Below are 15,902 nucleotides of genomic sequence, written 5' to 3'. Positions count from 1 at the left end.
GGACCCAGCGTACGTAGGGGAGACTGTGCGCATGACTCCCAAGACGGAGACCATGGTCGGTATCGGCGGCGCCGCGGAGAGCACCGACATGGTGCTCAACATCGGCCCCCAGCATCCGTCGACGCACGGCGTGCTGCGGCTGCGGCTCGTCCTGGACGGCGAGCGCATCACGAGCGCGGAGCCCGTGATCGGCTATATGCACCGCGGCGCGGAGAAGCTGTTCGAGGCGCGTGACTACCGTCAGATCATCGTGCTGGCCAACCGGCACGACTGGCTGTCCGCGTTCTCCAACGAACTGGGCGTCGTCCTCGCCGTGGAGCGCATGCTCGGCATGGAGGTCCCCCCGCGCGCGGTGTGGACGCGGACGCTGCTCGCGGAGCTGAACCGGGTGCTGAACCATCTGATGTTCCTGGGGTCGTATCCCCTGGAGCTGGGCGGTATCACCCCGGTCTTCTACGCCTTCCGGGAGCGGGAGGTCCTCCAGAACGTCATGGAGGAGGTCTCCGGCGGGCGCATGCACTACATGTTCAACCGCGTCGGCGGCCTCAAGGAGGACCTGCCGTCGGGCTGGGCGGCGCGCGCGCGTGCCGCCGTCGCCGCCGTGCGCTCGCGCATGGACGTCTTCGACGACCTGGTGCTCGGCAACGAGATCTTCCGGGGGCGGACGCGCGGGGTGGGCGTCCTGAGCGCCGGGGCCGTGCACGCGTACGGGGTCAGCGGGCCGATCGCGCGCGCCTCCGGCGTCGACTTCGACCTGCGCCGCGACGAGCCGTACCTCGCCTACGGTGAGCTCCAGGACACCCTGAAGGTCGTCACCCGGACCGAGGGCGACTGCCTCGCCCGCTTCGAGTGCCTGCTGGAGCAGACGCACAACGCCCTCGACCTCGCCGACGCCTGCCTGGACCGGCTGGCCGAGCTGGAACCCGGGCCGATCAACCAGCGGCTCCCGAAGGTGCTGAAGGCGCCCGAGGGACACACCTACGCGTGGACCGAGAACCCGCTCGGCATCAACGGCTACTACCTGGTCAGCAAGGGTGAGAAGACCCCGTACCGGCTGAAGCTGCGCTCGGCCTCGTTCAACAACATCCAGGCGCTGACGGAGCTGCTGCCCGGGACGCTGGTCGCGGACATGGTGGCGATCCTGGGGTCACTGTTCTTCGTCGTCGGCGACATCGACAAGTAGCCGGGCGGCGTCGAGGGGCCCGACCGGCTGGAGCAGCCACACGAAGTCGCCGAGCCCGCCGGCCGCGGTCAGCTCGGCGGCCTCGGAGGCGTTCGCGAGGGCGCGCACGTACGCCGCCGGGTCGGTGGAGGCGAGGGCGAGCGGGGGACGGGCGCCGGCGACACCGAGGGCACGCAGGGCGTCGCGCTGGGGGAGCAACCGCGCGCCGGGGGGCGTGCACGCCGGCGCGCACCCCACGCCGCCGGCATCGCGGCCGGGTTCGGCTGCAGCGCGCCCGGCGTCGCCCCTGTCGCGCCCCGCACGGTCCGCGCCGGGCCCGGCGACGTCCGCCCCGCAGGCGGGGTCGCCCGGGTGGGGCGTGGCGCCGCTCCTCTCGCGCTCCGCGGGGGCTGTGCGGGGTCCGGTGTCGCCCGTGCCGGATGCCGTGGCGCCCGGGCGGGACCCGGACCCGGTGTTTCCCGGCCCGGACCCGGTGTTGTCCGGGCCGCCCTCCAGGCCGTCCTCCACGCCGCCCCCGGTACTCGCGCCGTCCTCCACGCCGCCCCCGGCACGCCCCGCGTCGCCCGCCGTCGCGCACGCGTCCAGGGCCACGTGGGACGTGATGTCGCACGAGCCGTCCGGTACCGGGGGCGTCTCCCGGCCCTCCCGGAAGCCGGTGAGCGTGCCGAAGGGCGGGCGGGTGTCCCGCGTGTGGGCGTAGTCCGCGGCCACGGCCAGTCCCCGTTCGAGCGTGGAGACGGCGGACGCCCACGCGCTGTCCCGGGGGAAGCCGATCTCCGCCCGCAGCCCCTCCTCGCCCGCCAGCGGCCACCAGCGGGCCAGCCACTCGGCGTCCGCCCCGCCCACCGGCTCCCCGAGCCGCTCCGTCCCGTCGCCCCGGACGAGCACCCGCCGTGCCACGCCGTCGGCGTCCACCTCCGCCACGTCCACCGGCACGTTGTCCAGCCACTCGTTGGCGAACAGCAGCCCCGTCACCCCGCGCGGCGGCTCGGCCAGCCACTCGATCCGCCGGTCGAGCCCGTCGGGGCGCCCGGCGACATCGACGGCGTACGCGCGCGTGCGGGCGGCCACGTCCGCGGGCAGCGCGGCCAGCACGCCCGTGACCAGCTCTCCCCGCCCCGCGGCCATGTCCACGAACGCGAGCGACGCGGGCCGGCCCAGTGCCTCGTCGACCCGGCACAGCAGCCGCGCCACGGCCCCGGCGAACAGCGGCGACGCGTGCACCGACGTACGGAAGTGCCCGGCGGGCCCCTCGGACCCGCGGTAGAACCCCGCCGGCCCGTACAGGGCGTCCGCCGTGGCCTCCCGCCAGCCACGCCAGTCGTCGCCCGTCCCGTGGGCCTCTGCCGTCCCCGCTGTCCTCGCCGTCACAGGCCCAGGCTAGGCGCACAGGCGAACGGAGCCTCCACCTTGCGGAGTATGCGCGGGAGACGCGGATCGGCCCTCCGGTTGACCCCTGCACCTATTCCGCTTCCCTACGCTGGCTACGTGCAGCGCCTCTACGATTTCCTCCGCAGACACCCGACCGGGGTCGACTGTTTCTGGGCCCTTGCTCTGCTCGGAATCTCCGTGATGTCCGTGACCACGCAGCAGGAGGCCCACGGGAAGGACGTCACGGCGCTGGTCGTTCCGTTCGTGGTGCTGCTGTGCGCGGTGATCGCGCTGCGCCGGCGCATGCCGGAGAAGATGCTGCTGCTGGCCGCCGCGCTCGGGGTGGGTCAGCTGGCGCTGGACATCCCCACGATGTCCGCCGACTTCGCCCTGCTGGTGATCGTCTACACGGTCGCCGCGACCGGTGCCCGCTGGGCCTCCCGGGTCGCGCTCACCACGGGCCTGTGCGCCGCGCCCTTCGCGCAGTTGCGCTGGCCCAGCGAGAACACCGGCATAGCCGGCAACATCGCCATCACGGTCTTCCAGGCGGTGCCGTTCGCCCTCGCCTGGGTGCTCGGCGACTCCATCCGCACCCGCCGTGCCTACTTCGCGCAGCTGGAGGAGCGCAACGCCCGGCTGGAGAAGGAGCGCGAGGCGCAGGCCAAGGTCGCGGTCGCCGCCGAGCGGGCCCGGATCGCCCGGGAGCTGCACGACGTCGTCGCGCACAACGTCTCGGTCATGGTGGTGCAGGCCGACGGCGCCGCCTACGTTCTGGACGCGGCCCCCGACCAGGCGAAGAAGGCCCTGGAGACCATCTCCTCCACCGGCCGGCAGGCCCTCGCCGAGATGCGCCGCCTGCTCGGCGTGCTGCGCACCGGCGAGCACCAGGAGGCCGGGGAGTACGTTCCGCAGCCCGACGTCCAGCAGATCGAGGAGCTGGTCGAGCAGTGCCGCACCTCCGGGCTGCCCGTCGACTTCAAGGTGGAGGGCAACCCGCGCCCGCTGCCCAGCGGCGTCGAGCTGACCGCGTACCGGATCGTGCAGGAAGCGCTCACCAACACCCGCAAGCACGGGGGGCCCAACGCGGGCGCGAGCGTGCGCCTCGTCTACTTCGACGACGGGCTCGGCCTGCTGGTCGAGGACGACGGCAAGGGCGCCCCCCACGAGCTGTACGAGGAGGGCGGCTTCGACGGCCAGGGCCACGGACTGATCGGCATGCGGGAACGCATCGGCATGGTCGGTGGCACCCTGGACGCGGGTCCGCGGCCCGGCGGGGGATTCCGCATCAGTGCGCTGCTGCCGCTGAAACCCGCACACTGACCTCCGCGCCCGTACGCAGGTACGGCGTTGACACCTGTCACACCCCCCAGCCGGATCGCCGGCCGGAGAACGGAAGAGGCCCCCATGACGATCCGCGTGATGCTCGTCGACGACCAGGTGCTGCTGCGCACCGGGTTCCGGATGGTGCTCGCGGCCCAGCCGGACATGGAGGTCGTCGCGGAGGCGGGCGACGGCGTCGAGGCCCTCCAGGTGCTGCGCTCGACCGCCGTGGACGTCGTCCTGATGGACGTCCGCATGCCCAAGCTCGACGGGGTGGAGGCCACCAGCCGGATCTGCGTGGACCCGAACGCGCCGAAGGTGCTGATCCTGACCACCTTCGACCTGGACGAGTACGCCTTCTCGGCGCTGAAGGCGGGCGCCTCCGGTTTCATGCTCAAGGACGTGCCGCCCGGTGAGCTGCTCGCGGCGATCCGCTCCGTGCACAGCGGTGACGCGGTGGTGGCCCCCTCGACCACGCGCCGGCTCCTCGACCGGTTCGCGCCGATGCTGCCGGCCACCGGCCAGGAGCCCCGGCACGCGGAGCTTCAGCGGCTCACCGAACGCGAGCGCGAGGTGATGGTGCTGGTCGCGCAGGGCCTGTCCAACGGGGAGATCGCGGCCCGGCTCGTGCTGTCCGAGGCGACCGTGAAGACGCACGTCGGCCGCATCCTGACCAAGCTCGGCCTGCGCGACCGGGTGCAGGTCGTGGTCCTGGCCTACGAGACCGGGCTGGTGCGGGCCGGCGGCGGACACGGCTGAGCACGCCCCGGCGCGGGTGCGGCGTCGGGAGGGTGCCGCGCATGCTCCTGTGGATCAATGGCCCTTACAGGGGCGGCGATCCGTCCAGTCGCTGCCCGCACACGAGCTACGCCGCCCGCTGCCCGGCACCGACCGTCCCGAGGACCGCCGACCGGATCGCCTGGCCGGGCTCACCCTGGAGCCCGACAACGAGGGCGCGCTGCGCACCCGCCTGCGGCAGGCGGGGGTGGGGCTGCGGCACGTCCGCCTCGGCCGAACGCCGCCCATTCCCGCCCGGGCGGCGCCGGGCTACCGGAGGAGGCCCTCCAGGAAGTCGCTGCCCAGCCGGGCCACCACCGTCACGTCCAGCTGGTGCAGGACGTACCGCCCGCGGCGGCGCGTGGTGATCAGGCCCGCCTTCTTCAGGACGCCCAGGTGCCGGGATATCTCCGGGGCCGTCATGCCGTGCGCCTGCGCCAGCTCGCTCGTGGTGTACGCGCTGCGGGCCAGGTGGCGGCAGATCCGCATCCGCACCGGGTGGGACAGCGCGGACATCCGCAGCGTGAGCTGCTCGACGGACGGCGGGGAGACCGGCTCGGCGGCGCCGACCGGGTAGTGCAGGACGGGCTGCCAGCCGTACCGGTGCAGGACCGACAGGTGCGGCCAGCCGAAGCTGGTGGGCAGGAGCAGCAGGCCGCCGTCCGCGGTGGCCGTACGGCCGTCGCCCAGTTTGTCGATCGTGATCACGCCGGCCGCCTCGTCCAGCGCCACCGCCGGGGACACCGCGGCCAGTGCCTCGGCCAGGCCCCGGCGCCGCAGCAGGTCCGTCTTGTGGCGGGCGTCGGCCGCGAGCTGGTGGCGCAGCCGGGACCAGGCGTCCGCGAAGAACGCCTCGTCGCAGTCGTGCAGGAACTGGCGCAGCCAGGCCCGGATCCGGGGCGGGTCGGCCAGCAGCCGCTCACTGAACCGCAGTTGCTGCGGCCCCCGCGCGGCCGCCAGGTCCAGGGCGCGCCGGCGCACCACGGCGTCCGAGAGCACGGAGGCGCCCTGGGCGCCGTAGGGCATGGCGCAGGTGAACTCCAGCGCCGCGTCCACGAACTGCTCGTCCGACAGCTTGTCCAGCAGGTCCAGGTCCTCGGCGAGGGTGGCGCCGGGCAGCGCGCTGCGGCCGGGGATGCCGGCGAACGGCAGGAACAGGTCCGAGAACGTCGTCCGCCACAGGAAGTCGGCCTCGCACATCCGGTCGGCCAGGTGCGAGTCGAGCCGGGCGGCGACACCGGTCACCCAGCCCTGGAGCCCCGGGTGGTGACCCGGCTCGGACAGCGCGTGCAGCGCCATGCACAGCTCGGCCAGGGGTGAGGGCACGACGGCGACCCTCTCCGGCCGCAGCCCCGCGATGTCGATGCGCACGCTCATGCCCCCATGGTGCACGCCGCCACCGACAACGCCGTCGCCGATTGACCGCCGCCGTCAATCGGCACGACGCCGCCGGGGTGGCCGGAGCAGTCTGGGACGACCGGGGCGGCCGCGGAGCCCGCTCACCGGCCCGTCAGCCTTCGTGCCCTGAAAGGCGATCCGCCATGAGCATCACGCAGCAGTACCTCCTCGACACCTACCGCGCCCAGCGGCTCGGCGAGCCCGCGCCGCCCGCGCCGGGCACCCACGACCGGCAGGCCGTGCGCGCGTGGCGCGACCGCCGGCGGTTCCGCCGGGTCCTGGCCGGCCGCCCGGCGCACGGCCGGGCACGGCGGGCCCTGCGCCGGTGGTGGGCCCCGCGGCCACGCCCCCTCGGCTGACCACCCGGCTCGGCCGCCGGGCGGCCGACCAGCGCGGCAGCCGGTCAGCCGGTCAGCCGGTCACCCGGTCAGCGGGGCAGCCGTGCGGCGAAGTCCGCGACCGCCGCCTTCACGTCGTCGGCCGTCCACTCCAGGCCCTCCGCCTCCACCCCGACCTCGGTGACGGCGATGCCCGGTCCGGTCTCGTCCCAGGGCCGGCCGAAGAGCAGGGTCCCCGTCTCCTCGCCCTGCCGGATCGCGATCTCCCCGACGACATCGGCGGCGTACGGCAGCCAGACCTGGAACTCGTGGGTGTGCGGCACCTCGGGGTGCACCCGCGCCCACGGCAGCCCGGCCGCCGCGAAGCCCTCGCGCAGCGCGGCGGCCACCACGCGCGCGTGCTTCACGTACTCCGGCAGCCGGGGCAGCTCCCGCTCCAGGCCGGCCAGTGCCGACAGGGCCGTGGGGAACTGCTGGAACACGTTGCCGCCGTACCGGTGCCGCCAGGCCCTGGCCTCCTCCACCAGCGTCCGGGGGCCGGCCAGCACGGCGCCGCCGTAGCCCTTGAGGGACTTGTAGAACGAGACGTACACGCTGTCCGCGACGCCCGCTATCTCGTCCAGCGGGCGGCCGAAGTGCACGGTGGACTCCCACAGGCGGGCCCCGTCGAAGTGCACCACCGCGTCGCGCTCCCGAGCCGCCCCGACCACCTCGGTGAGCTCCTCCCACGTGGGCAGCAGATATCCGGCGTCCCTGAGCGGCAGCTCCAGCATCAGCGCCCCGAACGGCTCCTCGAAGTCGCGCACCTCGTCGGCGGTCGGCTGCCGGGGCTCGCCGGTCAGCCGGACCGGGCGCAGACCGCCGACCCGGCTGAAGGCGTTCCGTTCGTGTACCTCGGGATGGCCGAGCCCGTGCAGGGCGACGACCGGGTTGCCGGTGCGGCCCGCCCAGCAGCGCAGCGCCACCTGCTGGGCCATGGTGCCGGTCGGGAAGAAGGCGGCGGCCTCGTGGCCCAGCAGGGCGGCCGTCCGCTCCTCCAGCGCCGTCACGATGCCGTTGCCGTACAGGTCCGACGGCTCGTCGAGGTCGTAGAGCTCCTCCGCTCCGTCCAGCAGGCCGATCCGTTCCCGGAGGGTGGCGCCGTAGCCGGGGCGGGCGAGCAGGCGCTTCGCGCTGCGATGGACGGCCACGCGCCGCTCACGCATGCGCCTGTGCTGCTCCTCCCGCCGTTCCGGTGGCTCCGTCTCCGCCTGTTCCGCGTTTTCCCCTGCGTCAGTCATGCCGGGATCATGCCGTGCCGGAACCCGCGGGGGCACCGGGGTTTCCGTCCGCACAGCGCACGTACCCGGAGAAGGCGGGCGCCGGGTGCCGGACGGGTGTGGAAACCCACAGCCTGTGGACAACCGGACGCCCGCGGAACCGATCGCGTTAACATGACGAGAAATCGTCCGGTACCCCGAGCGGACTGGAACGGGAAGGCCGCCGTCGCGTGAACACAACCCCACAGCCAGACCCCAAGGACCGCCCCGCGCGGCTCACCGTAGGCGTCGTCGGCGCCGGCCGGGTGGGCCCCGCGCTGGCCGCGGCCCTCCAGCTCGCCGGGCACCGCCCGGTGGCCGTCTCCGGGGTGTCCGAAGCCTCCAGACGGCGTGCCGCCGCCCTGCTCCCCGACGTGCCGCTCATGACGCCCGCCGAGGTCCTCCAGCACGCCGAACTGGTGCTGCTGACCGTCCCCGACGACGCGCTGCCCGGCCTGGTGACCGGGCTCGCCGAGACCGGCGCGGTACGCCCGGGCCAGCTGCTCGCGCACACCTCCGGGCGCTACGGCGCCAAGGTCCTGGACCCCGCCCTGCGCGCCGGCGCCCTGCCGCTCGCCCTGCACCCGGCGATGACCTTCACCGGCACCCCCGTCGACGTCCAGCGCCTGGCCGGCTGCTCCTTCGGCGTCACCGCGCCCGAGGAACTGCGGCTGGCCGCCGAGGCCCTGGTCATCGAGATGGGCGGCGAGCCGGAGTGGATCGCCGAGGACAAGCGCCCGCTGTACCACGCGGCGCTTGCGCTCGGCGCCAACCACCTGGTCACCCTGGTCGCCCAGTCCCTGGAGCTGCTGCGCACCGCCGGCGTCGAGGCCCCCGCCCGGATGCTCGGCCCGCTGCTGGGCGCCGCCCTCGACAACGCCCTGCGCTCCGGCGACGCGGCGCTGACCGGCCCCGTCGCGCGCGGCGACGCGGGCACGGTCGCCGCGCACATCGAGGAACTGCGCGCGCACGCCCCGCAGACCGTTGCCGGTTACGTGGCGATGGCCCGCGCGACGGCCGACCGCGCCCTGGACCACGGCCTGCTCAAGCCCGAACTCGCCGAGGACCTGCTCGGAGTACTCGCCGACGGAAGCGGCCGGGCCGCCGGGACCGACGGGACCAACGGCACCGAGGGAGACGCCCGATGACCACCACCCTGCTGCGCACCGCGGACGAGCTGCACGCGCGCGTACGGCACGGGCGCCGGGCCGTCGTGATGACCATGGGCGCCCTGCACGAGGGCCACGCCACCCTGATCCGCACGGCACGGCGCATCGCCGGCCCGGACGGCGAGGTGGTCGTCACCGTCTTCGTCAACCCGCTCCAGTTCGGCGCCGGGGAGGACCTGGACCGCTACCCGCGCACCCTGGACGCCGACCTGAAGATCGCCGAGCAGGCGGGGGCGGACGTCGTCTTCGCCCCGTCCGTCGAGGAGGTCTACCCGGGCGGGGAGCCCCAGGTCCGCGTCACGGCGGGCCCCATGGGCGCCCGCCTGGAGGGCGCCTCCCGCCCCGGCCACTTCGACGGCATGCTCACCGTCGTCGCCAAGCTGCTCCACCTCACCCGCCCCGACCTGGCCCTGTACGGCCAGAAGGACGCCCAGCAGCTCGCCCTGATCCGCCGCATGGTCCGCGACCTCAACTTCGGCGTGGAGATCGTCGGCGTGCCCACCGTGCGCGAGGACGACGGGCTGGCCCTCTCCAGCCGCAACCGCTATCTCTCGCCCCAGGAGCGCCGCACCGCCCTCGCGCTCTCCCAGGCCCTGTTCGCCGGCCTCGACCGGCACGCCGCCCAGGAGGCGCTGCGCGCGCGGGCCCGCGAAGTGCCCGCCACGCGCGCGCGTGCCGAGGCGCTCAGCGCCCTCGGCGAGTCCCGCGCGGCGGCCGACGCACACGCCGTCGCCACGTCCGCGCCGGGCGGCGCCACGGCCGTCCGCGCCGCCGCCCGCCTGGTCCTGGACGACGCAGCCCGCCTCGACCCGCCGCTGGAGCTGGACTACCTCGCCCTGGTCGACCCGTCCGACTTCACCGAGATCGGCGACGACCACACCGGCGAGGCCGTCCTCGCCGTCGCCGCCCGGGTCGGCGCGACCCGGCTGATCGACAACGTCCCCCTCACCTTCGGAGCCGCCTCGTGACCAGCACAGGCATACGACTGCACGCACCCGCGCCCGGCTGGGCCCTCACGGCGGACGTGGTGGTCGTCGGCTCCGGCGTCGCCGGTCTCACCGCCGCGCTGCGCTGCGAGGCCGCCGGCCTGAACACGGTCGTCGTCACCAAGGCCCGCCTCGACGACGGCTCCACCCGCTGGGCACAGGGCGGCGTCGCCGCCGCCCTCGGCGAGGGCGACACCCCCGAGCAGCACCTGGACGACACCCTGGTGGCCGGCGCGGGCCTGTGCGACCCGGAGGCCGTCCGCATCCTGGTCACCGAGGGCCCCGACGCCGTACGCCGGCTCATCGAGACCGGCGCGCACTTCGACGAGTCGTCCGAGGGCGGCCTCGCCCTCACCCGCGAGGGCGGCCACCACCGCCGCCGCATCGCCCACGCGGGCGGCGACGCCACGGGCGCGGAGATCTCCCGCGCCCTGGTCGAGGCGGTCCGCGCGCGCGGGATCCGGACGGTCGAGAACGCCCTCGTCCTCGACCTCCTCACGGACGCCGACGGCCGCACCGCCGGCGTCACCCTGCACGTCATGGGCGAGGGCCAGCACGACGGCGTCGGCGCGGTCCACGCGCCCGCCGTGGTCCTGGCGACCGGCGGCATGGGCCAGGTCTTCTCGGCGACGACGAACCCGTCCGTCTCCACGGGCGACGGCGTCGCCCTCGCCCTGCGCGCCGGCGCCGAGGTGAGCGACCTCGAATTCGTCCAGTTCCACCCCACGGTCCTGTTCCTCGGCCCGGACGCGGAGGGCCAGCAGCCCCTGGTCTCCGAGGCGGTACGCGGCGAGGGCGCCCACCTGGTGGACGCCGACGGCGTGCGCTTCATGCAGGGGCAGCACGAACTGGCCGAACTGGCGCCCCGGGACATCGTCGCCAAGGGCATCACGCGCCGCATGCAGGAGCGGGACGCCGAGCACATGTACCTCGACGCACGCCACTTCGGCGCGGAGATGTGGGAGCACCGCTTCCCGACGATCCTCGCCGCCTGCCGCGCGCACGGCATCGACCCGGTCACCGAGCCGATCCCGGTCGCCCCGGCCGCCCACTACGCCTCCGGCGGCGTCCGCACCGACGCCTCGGGCCGCACCACGGTCCCCGGGCTGTACGCGTGCGGCGAGGTCGCCTGCACGGGCGTGCACGGCGCCAACCGCCTGGCGTCCAACTCTCTCCTGGAGGGCCTCGTCTACGCCGAGCGCATCGCCGCCGACGTCGCGGCGAGCCACGCCGACGGCACGCTCCACGCGCGTGTGCCGGCGCCGCTGCCGCACGCGGCCCAGCCGACGCACCCCCTCCTCCCGCCGGAGGCCCGCTTCGCCGTCCAGCGGATCATGACCGAGGGCGCCGGCGTCCTGCGCTCCGCCGACTCCCTCACCCGAGCCGCCGACCAGCTCCACCACCTGCACACCGAGGCCCGCGACGCCCTGCGGGAGAACGGCAAGACGGCCGAGCCGGGCGTCGACACATGGGAGGCGACGAACCTCCTGTGCGTGGCCCGCGTCCTGGTGGCCGCGGCGGCACGGCGCGAGGAGACGCGGGGCTGCCACTGGCGCGAGGACCACGCGGACCGCGACGACGCGACGTGGGGCCGCCACATCGTCGTACGCCTGAACCCGGACCGAACGCTCGCCGTGCACACCACGGAGACGCCAGAATTCCCCCCGACCACCCCAAGCCCTCAGCCGGCGCAGCGCCCCCAGGAGCAGTGACCACAGTGAACACCCCCGACCTTCCCCTCGCCTCCGGCGGAGGCTGCGGCGACGGCTGCGCCTGCGGCGCGGACACCGACGCAGAGGCGTACCTGGAGTGCGGCCTCGACCCCGCGCTCGCCGCCCTGCTGCTCGACTCCGGCCTCGACCCCGTGGAGGTCGAGGACATCGCGAACGTCGCCCTCCAGGAGGACCTGGCCCACGGCGTGGACGTGACGACGGTCGCGACCATCCCCGAGGACGCGGTGGCCACCGCCGACTTCACCGCGCGCGAGGCGGGCGTCGTGGCGGGCCTCAGGGTCGCCGAGGCGGTCCTGTCGATCGTCGCGACGGACGAGTTCGAAGTGGAACGCCACGTGGCGGACGGCGACCGGGTGGAGCCCGGCCAGAAGCTCCTCACGGTCACCACCCGCACCCGCGACCTCCTCACCGCCGAACGCAGCGCGCTCAACCTCCTGTGCCGCCTGTCGGGCATCGCGACCGCCACGCGCGCGTGGGAGGACGCCCTCGAGGGCACCAAGACCCGGGTCCGGGACACCCGCAAGACGACCCCGGGCCTGCGCTCCCTGGAGAAGTTCGCGGTCCGCTGCGGCGGCGGCGTCAACCACCGCATGTCCCTGTCGGACGCGGCCCTGGTCAAGGACAACCACGTGGTCGCCGCGGGCGGCGTGGCGGCGGCCTTCCAGGCGGTCCGCGAGCGCTTCCCGGACGTCCCCATCGAGGTCGAGGTCGACACGCTGCACCAGCTCCGCGAGGTCCTGGACGCCGGCGCCGACCTGATCCTGCTGGACAACTTCACGCCGGGCGAGTGCGAGGAGGCGGTGGCCCTCGTCGACGGCCGCGCCGCCCTGGAGGCCTCCGGCCGCCTCACCCTCACCAACGCCAAGGCGTACGCCGACACGGGTGTCGACTACCTGGCCGTGGGCGCCCTCACCCACAGCTCTCCCATCCTGGACATCGGCCTCGACCTGCGGGAAGCGGAGTAGAGGCATGCTGCTGACGATCGACGTAGGCAACACGCACACCGTCCTGGGCCTCTTCGACGGCGAGGACATCGTCGAGCACTGGCGGATCTCCACGGACTCGCGCCGCACGGCCGACGAGCTGGCGGTCCTCCTCCAGGGCCTGATGGGCATGCACCCGCTCCTCGGCGACGAGCTGGGCGACGGCATCGACGGCATCGCCATCTGCGCGACCGTCCCCTCGGTCCTGCACGAACTGCGCGAGGTCACCCGCCGCTACTACGGCGACGTCCCCGCGGTCCTGGTCGAGCCCGGCGTCAAGACCGGCGTCCCGATCCTCACCGACCACCCCAAGGAGGTCGGCGCCGACCGCATCATCAACGCGGTCGCCGCGGTCGAGCTCTACGGCGGCCCGGCGATCGTCGTGGACTTCGGCACGGCGACGACGTTCGACGCGGTGAGCGCGCGCGGGGAGTACATCGGCGGGGTCATCGCCCCCGGCATCGAGATCTCCGTGGAGGCACTCGGCGTCAAGGGCGCCCAGCTCCGCAAGATCGAGGTGGCGCGTCCGCGCAGCGTGATCGGCAAGAACACGGTCGAGGCGATGCAGTCCGGGATCATCTACGGCTTCGCGGGCCAGGTCGACGGGGTCGTCAACCGCATGGCCCGCGAGCTGGCCACGGACCCGGACGACGTGACGGTCATCGCGACGGGTGGTCTGGCGCCGATGGTCCTGGGCGAGTCGTCGGTCATCGACGAACACGAGCCGTGGCTGACGCTGATGGGCCTCCGGCTGGTCTACGAACGCAACGTGTCCCGCATGTAGGGGGCGCGCCCGGTGCGGGTGCGGGTCGGTGGCCCGGCGCCGGTGCGGGGCGGGGGTGGGCCACGTGGCCCGGCGCCACCCGGGGGTGCCCGGCGTCGGCGCGAGGGGTGGGTCGGGTGGCCCGGCGCTGCCGGGGTGCCGCTGCGCCCACCCGTGCCGCCCCAGCGGCACGACTGCCCGCAGCTACGGCCGTATGGGCAGCGGCCCGCGGCTGCGGCGGCGTAGCGCGTCGGGGTGCGACGACGGCGGTCAGTCGCGTACGGCGGGAAGGGGTCGTGTCGGGGGGTGTCCGCCCGCAGCGGTTGGCGCGTCCGCGCCGGGTACTTCTGTGGCCGACCGATTCCGCGCCGTTCCGAGGACGGACACCCCCCGGCGCGGCCCCGACCCACCCACCACCGAAGGCGCTACGCGCACCCCCACCGAACCCCCACAGGCCGCCGCAGGCACCCCACACCACCGCCGGAGGCACCCGCACAGGCCGCCGCAGGCACCCCGCCCCACCGCCGGAGGCACCCGCAGGCACGACGCTCACCCGCCGGACGAGTGGCCCCCGGCGCCACACCCGCCCGCTATGCAAAATTTGTCTGATTAGCGCGTATCGTCGCCGCATGCCCACGCCATACGGATCCCGAGGCGGCATGGCGTTCGGCGCTCAGGAGCTGCGTGTGCTCCGGCGCGCCCTCGCCCTCGCCCTGAACCCCAGCCCCGCCTCGGCCGAGGACGTCCAGGACTGCCTCCGCCTCGCGGAGTCGCTCGACGAGGCGATGGAGGAGAGCGTCCGGCTGCGCGACTTCCTGCTGGCCGACCTCGCCCGGTACCGCGCCGCCCTCCCCGGCAGCATCGCCGGCTACCTCACCCTCCTCGACGAGGCCCTGAGCGCCGGCCACCGCCCGACCGCGGACGACCTCGCCGCCCTGCGGGCCCTGCGCGGCAACCCCACCGCCGCCGCCCTCCTGTCCCGCTGCGCACCCCCGGCGGCCACCGTCACCGCCACCGTCCCCGCCGCACGCACCCGCCTCCTCGCCCTCCCCGGCGGCCGCTGCGCGGGCGGCGGCCAGGACCCGGCCGCCCGTCCCGGCGCGAAGCCCCCGCAGAAGCCGGCCCCCAGCCCCGCCCCGGCCACCCCGGCCAACCCGAAACGCCCCGTTCCCACCCCCGGCGAGGTCTTCCCCCGCCGGAAGCCGGCCCCGCCCCCCGCCGGCTCCCGGCACCACCTCGCCGCCGGCTGACACGCCCTGGCTACCCTGGATCCATGGACTACGTCTCCGCGCTCCTCCCCCCGGCCGTCATGGCGGCCTTCTTCATCGGCGTCGTCAGGGTGATCGTGAAGACCCAGGGCGGGGCCAGCAAGACCAAGGAGGACGCGGCCGTCGACGCCGCCCTCGCACGGGCGGAGGGCGCCCACCAGCCGGCCGCGCACCCGAAGGCCTGACCCCGCCACCGGCACCGCCGCACCACCACCACCGCCGCCCCACCGCCCGCACCCCGCGTACGGCTCTCCGCGCACCCGCGCCGACGAGCCGTACGCCCTTTTTGCCCCCTCTCGCCCACGAAAGCGGGCGAAAGCGCACGTCCGTCACGCCATCGGCCTGATTCCCCACTATTGTCGTGAGGGTGCCTCGCCCATTGGGAGAACTCGAAGACGCGGTCATGACGCGGGTGTGGAAGTGGAACCGCCCGGTGACCGTTCGAGAAGTCCTGGAAGATCTCCAACAGGAACGGTCGATCGCGTACACCACCGTCATGACCGTCCTGGACAATCTCCATCAGAAGGGCTGGGTGCGCCGCGAGTCGGAAGGCCGGGCCTATCGATATGAGGCGGTCTCCACCCGCGCCGCCTACGCAGCCGCGCTGATGAACGAAGCGTGGTCGCAGAGCGACAACCCCGCGGCCGCTCTCATCGCCTTCTTCGGCATGATGAGCGAGGAACAGCGCCAGGCACTCAGGGACGCCATCCGCATCGTGCAGGGCCCGGAAACACCCGCGCCGGGCCCCGGCTCCGTGACGGACACCGGCGAGCGATAGCGTCCCCACATGTCAATTGCCATCACCGTCCGGCGGGCCCGCACCAGCGATGTCCCGGCCGTACGCCGGCTCCTCGACGAGTACGTCCACGACCGCATCCTGCTCGACAAAGCGATGGTGACGCTTTACGAGAGCATCCAGGAGTTCTGGGTCGCGGAACGGGACGACAACGCCGAGGTGGTCGGCTGTGGCGCCCTGCACGTGATGTGGGAAGACCTCGCGGAAGTCCGGACTCTCGCGGTGAAGCCGGGCCTGAAGGGCGCCGGTGTCGGTCATCAGTTGCTGGAGAAGTTGCTGGAGACCGCACGCCGGCTGGGTGTTCGCCGCGTTTTCTGTCTCACCTTCGAAGTGGACTTCTTCACCAAGCACGGCTTCGTGGAGATCGGAGAGACACCCGTGGACACGGATGTCTACGCCGAGCTGCTGCGTTCCTATGACGAGGGCGTAGCGGAGTTCCTGGGTCTCGAACGGGTGAAACCGAACACCCTGGGCAACAGCCGGATGCTTCTGCATCTGTGATCGACCGCCGAGAGCCGC

The 15,902-nt window shown here is 74.2% G+C and carries 16 protein-coding genes and 1 pseudogene; 14 read left to right on the top strand and 3 right to left on the bottom strand.

Features of this window, described 5'->3' with window-relative positions; all coding sequences use genetic code 11:
* Positions 1-31 precede the first annotated feature (31 nt).
* Positions 32-1,183 (top strand): NADH-quinone oxidoreductase subunit D, encoded by a 1,152-nt coding sequence (locus tag ACIRG6_RS16610; RefSeq protein ID WP_318213798.1) that lies wholly within the window; start codon positions 32-34, stop codon positions 1,181-1,183.
* Here the strand turns inward: ACIRG6_RS16610 and ACIRG6_RS16605 are convergent.
* Positions 1,148-2,554, bottom strand: coding sequence for an SAM-dependent methyltransferase (locus ACIRG6_RS16605; protein WP_403323220.1), 1,407 nt, complete (start codon positions 2,552-2,554; stop codon positions 1,148-1,150). The genes ACIRG6_RS16610 and ACIRG6_RS16605 overlap by 36 nt on opposite strands.
* Positions 2,555-2,671: 117 nt before the next feature.
* Between ACIRG6_RS16605 and ACIRG6_RS16600 the strand changes: the two genes are divergently transcribed.
* From ACIRG6_RS16600 to ACIRG6_RS16590, 3 genes and pseudogenes are all read left to right on the top strand, one after another.
* Positions 2,672-3,874: a sensor histidine kinase gene (locus tag ACIRG6_RS16600; protein WP_318213799.1), complete on the top strand. Its 1,203-nt coding sequence runs from the start codon at positions 2,672-2,674 to the stop codon at positions 3,872-3,874.
* Between the two features lie 84 nt (positions 3,875-3,958).
* Positions 3,959-4,633 (top strand): response regulator, encoded by a 675-nt coding sequence (locus ACIRG6_RS16595; RefSeq protein ID WP_239765236.1) that lies wholly within the window; start codon positions 3,959-3,961, stop codon positions 4,631-4,633.
* 131 nt (positions 4,634-4,764) lie between these two features.
* Positions 4,765-4,883: pseudogene (locus tag ACIRG6_RS16590) on the top strand (ATP-binding protein); the annotation flags it as partial.
* A 38-nt stretch (positions 4,884-4,921) separates the two neighbouring features.
* On the opposite strand, the gene ACIRG6_RS16585 reads toward ACIRG6_RS16590, so the two are convergent.
* A complete protein-coding gene (locus ACIRG6_RS16585) occupies positions 4,922-6,028 on the bottom strand; it encodes a DUF5937 family protein (protein WP_364680190.1) in 1,107 nt (368 codons plus the stop codon).
* A 164-nt stretch (positions 6,029-6,192) separates the two neighbouring features.
* Between ACIRG6_RS16585 and ACIRG6_RS16580 the strand changes: the two genes are divergently transcribed.
* Positions 6,193-6,408, top strand: a complete 216-nt coding sequence (locus ACIRG6_RS16580; protein ID WP_403323215.1) for a hypothetical protein — start codon at positions 6,193-6,195, stop codon at positions 6,406-6,408.
* A gap of 68 nt (positions 6,409-6,476) precedes the next feature.
* Here the strand turns inward: ACIRG6_RS16580 and ACIRG6_RS16575 are convergent, their stop codons facing one another.
* A complete protein-coding gene (locus ACIRG6_RS16575) occupies positions 6,477-7,667 on the bottom strand; it encodes a threonine aldolase family protein (protein WP_364680196.1) in 1,191 nt (396 codons plus the stop codon).
* Between the two features lie 209 nt (positions 7,668-7,876).
* Between ACIRG6_RS16575 and ACIRG6_RS16570 the strand changes: the two genes are divergently transcribed.
* From ACIRG6_RS16570 to ACIRG6_RS16530, 9 genes are all read left to right on the top strand, one after another.
* Positions 7,877-8,833: a Rossmann-like and DUF2520 domain-containing protein gene (locus ACIRG6_RS16570; protein ID WP_364820712.1), complete on the top strand. Its 957-nt coding sequence runs from the start codon at positions 7,877-7,879 to the stop codon at positions 8,831-8,833.
* Positions 8,830-9,822 carry a pantoate--beta-alanine ligase gene (panC, locus tag ACIRG6_RS16565; protein WP_318213804.1) on the top strand — a complete coding sequence of 331 codons (993 nt, stop codon included), beginning with the start codon at positions 8,830-8,832 and terminating at the stop codon, positions 9,820-9,822. Before ACIRG6_RS16570 ends, panC begins: the two co-directional genes overlap by 4 nt.
* Positions 9,819-11,552 (top strand): L-aspartate oxidase, encoded by a 1,734-nt coding sequence (locus ACIRG6_RS16560; RefSeq protein ID WP_364680203.1) that lies wholly within the window; start codon positions 9,819-9,821, stop codon positions 11,550-11,552. Before panC ends, ACIRG6_RS16560 begins: the two co-directional genes overlap by 4 nt.
* Positions 11,553-11,557: 5 nt before the next feature.
* Positions 11,558-12,538, top strand: coding sequence for a carboxylating nicotinate-nucleotide diphosphorylase (nadC, locus tag ACIRG6_RS16555; RefSeq protein ID WP_189230325.1), 981 nt, complete (start codon positions 11,558-11,560; stop codon positions 12,536-12,538).
* Between the two features lie 4 nt (positions 12,539-12,542).
* Positions 12,543-13,340 (top strand): type III pantothenate kinase, encoded by a 798-nt coding sequence (locus tag ACIRG6_RS16550; RefSeq protein WP_189229900.1) that lies wholly within the window; start codon positions 12,543-12,545, stop codon positions 13,338-13,340.
* 608 nt (positions 13,341-13,948) lie between these two features.
* Entirely contained in the window at positions 13,949-14,569 is a 621-nt protein-coding gene (locus tag ACIRG6_RS16545; RefSeq protein WP_350721128.1) for a hypothetical protein, read from the top strand.
* Between the two features lie 23 nt (positions 14,570-14,592).
* Positions 14,593-14,772 carry a hypothetical protein gene (locus ACIRG6_RS16540; protein WP_239765245.1) on the top strand — a complete coding sequence of 60 codons (180 nt, stop codon included), beginning with the start codon at positions 14,593-14,595 and terminating at the stop codon, positions 14,770-14,772.
* Between the two features lie 194 nt (positions 14,773-14,966).
* Entirely contained in the window at positions 14,967-15,365 is a 399-nt protein-coding gene (locus ACIRG6_RS16535) for a BlaI/MecI/CopY family transcriptional regulator (protein ID WP_364684873.1), read from the top strand.
* Between the two features lie 9 nt (positions 15,366-15,374).
* Positions 15,375-15,884 carry an amino-acid N-acetyltransferase gene (locus ACIRG6_RS16530; RefSeq protein WP_225638610.1) on the top strand — a complete coding sequence of 170 codons (510 nt, stop codon included), beginning with the start codon at positions 15,375-15,377 and terminating at the stop codon, positions 15,882-15,884.
* Positions 15,885-15,902: the final 18 nt, after the last annotated feature.

The organism is Streptomyces flaveolus (assembly GCF_044765825.1).
Classification (GTDB): Bacteria; Actinomycetota; Actinomycetes; order Streptomycetales; family Streptomycetaceae; genus Streptomyces; species Streptomyces flaveolus.
Note: the sequence above shows the minus strand (reverse complement) of the source record. Positions and strands in the feature narration are given on the sequence as shown.

Coding starts and splice junctions, on each gene's coding strand:
- ACIRG6_RS16580 (WP_403323215.1), top strand. CDS start 6,193: ATGAGCATCACGCAGCAGTACCTCCTCGACACCTACCGCGCCCAGCGG.
- ACIRG6_RS16545 (WP_350721128.1), top strand. CDS start 13,949: ATGCCCACGCCATACGGATCCCGAGGCGGCATGGCGTTCGGCGCTCAG.
- ACIRG6_RS16540 (WP_239765245.1), top strand. CDS start 14,593: ATGGACTACGTCTCCGCGCTCCTCCCCCCGGCCGTCATGGCGGCCTTC.
- ACIRG6_RS16550 (WP_189229900.1), top strand. CDS start 12,543: ATGCTGCTGACGATCGACGTAGGCAACACGCACACCGTCCTGGGCCTC.
- panC (WP_318213804.1), top strand. CDS start 8,830: ATGACCACCACCCTGCTGCGCACCGCGGACGAGCTGCACGCGCGCGTA.
- ACIRG6_RS16575 (WP_364680196.1), bottom strand. CDS start 7,667: ATGACTGACGCAGGGGAAAACGCGGAACAGGCGGAGACGGAGCCACCG.
- ACIRG6_RS16610 (WP_318213798.1), top strand. CDS start 32: ATGACTCCCAAGACGGAGACCATGGTCGGTATCGGCGGCGCCGCGGAG.
- ACIRG6_RS16585 (WP_364680190.1), bottom strand. CDS start 6,028: ATGAGCGTGCGCATCGACATCGCGGGGCTGCGGCCGGAGAGGGTCGCC.
- ACIRG6_RS16595 (WP_239765236.1), top strand. CDS start 3,959: ATGACGATCCGCGTGATGCTCGTCGACGACCAGGTGCTGCTGCGCACC.
- ACIRG6_RS16530 (WP_225638610.1), top strand. CDS start 15,375: ATGTCAATTGCCATCACCGTCCGGCGGGCCCGCACCAGCGATGTCCCG.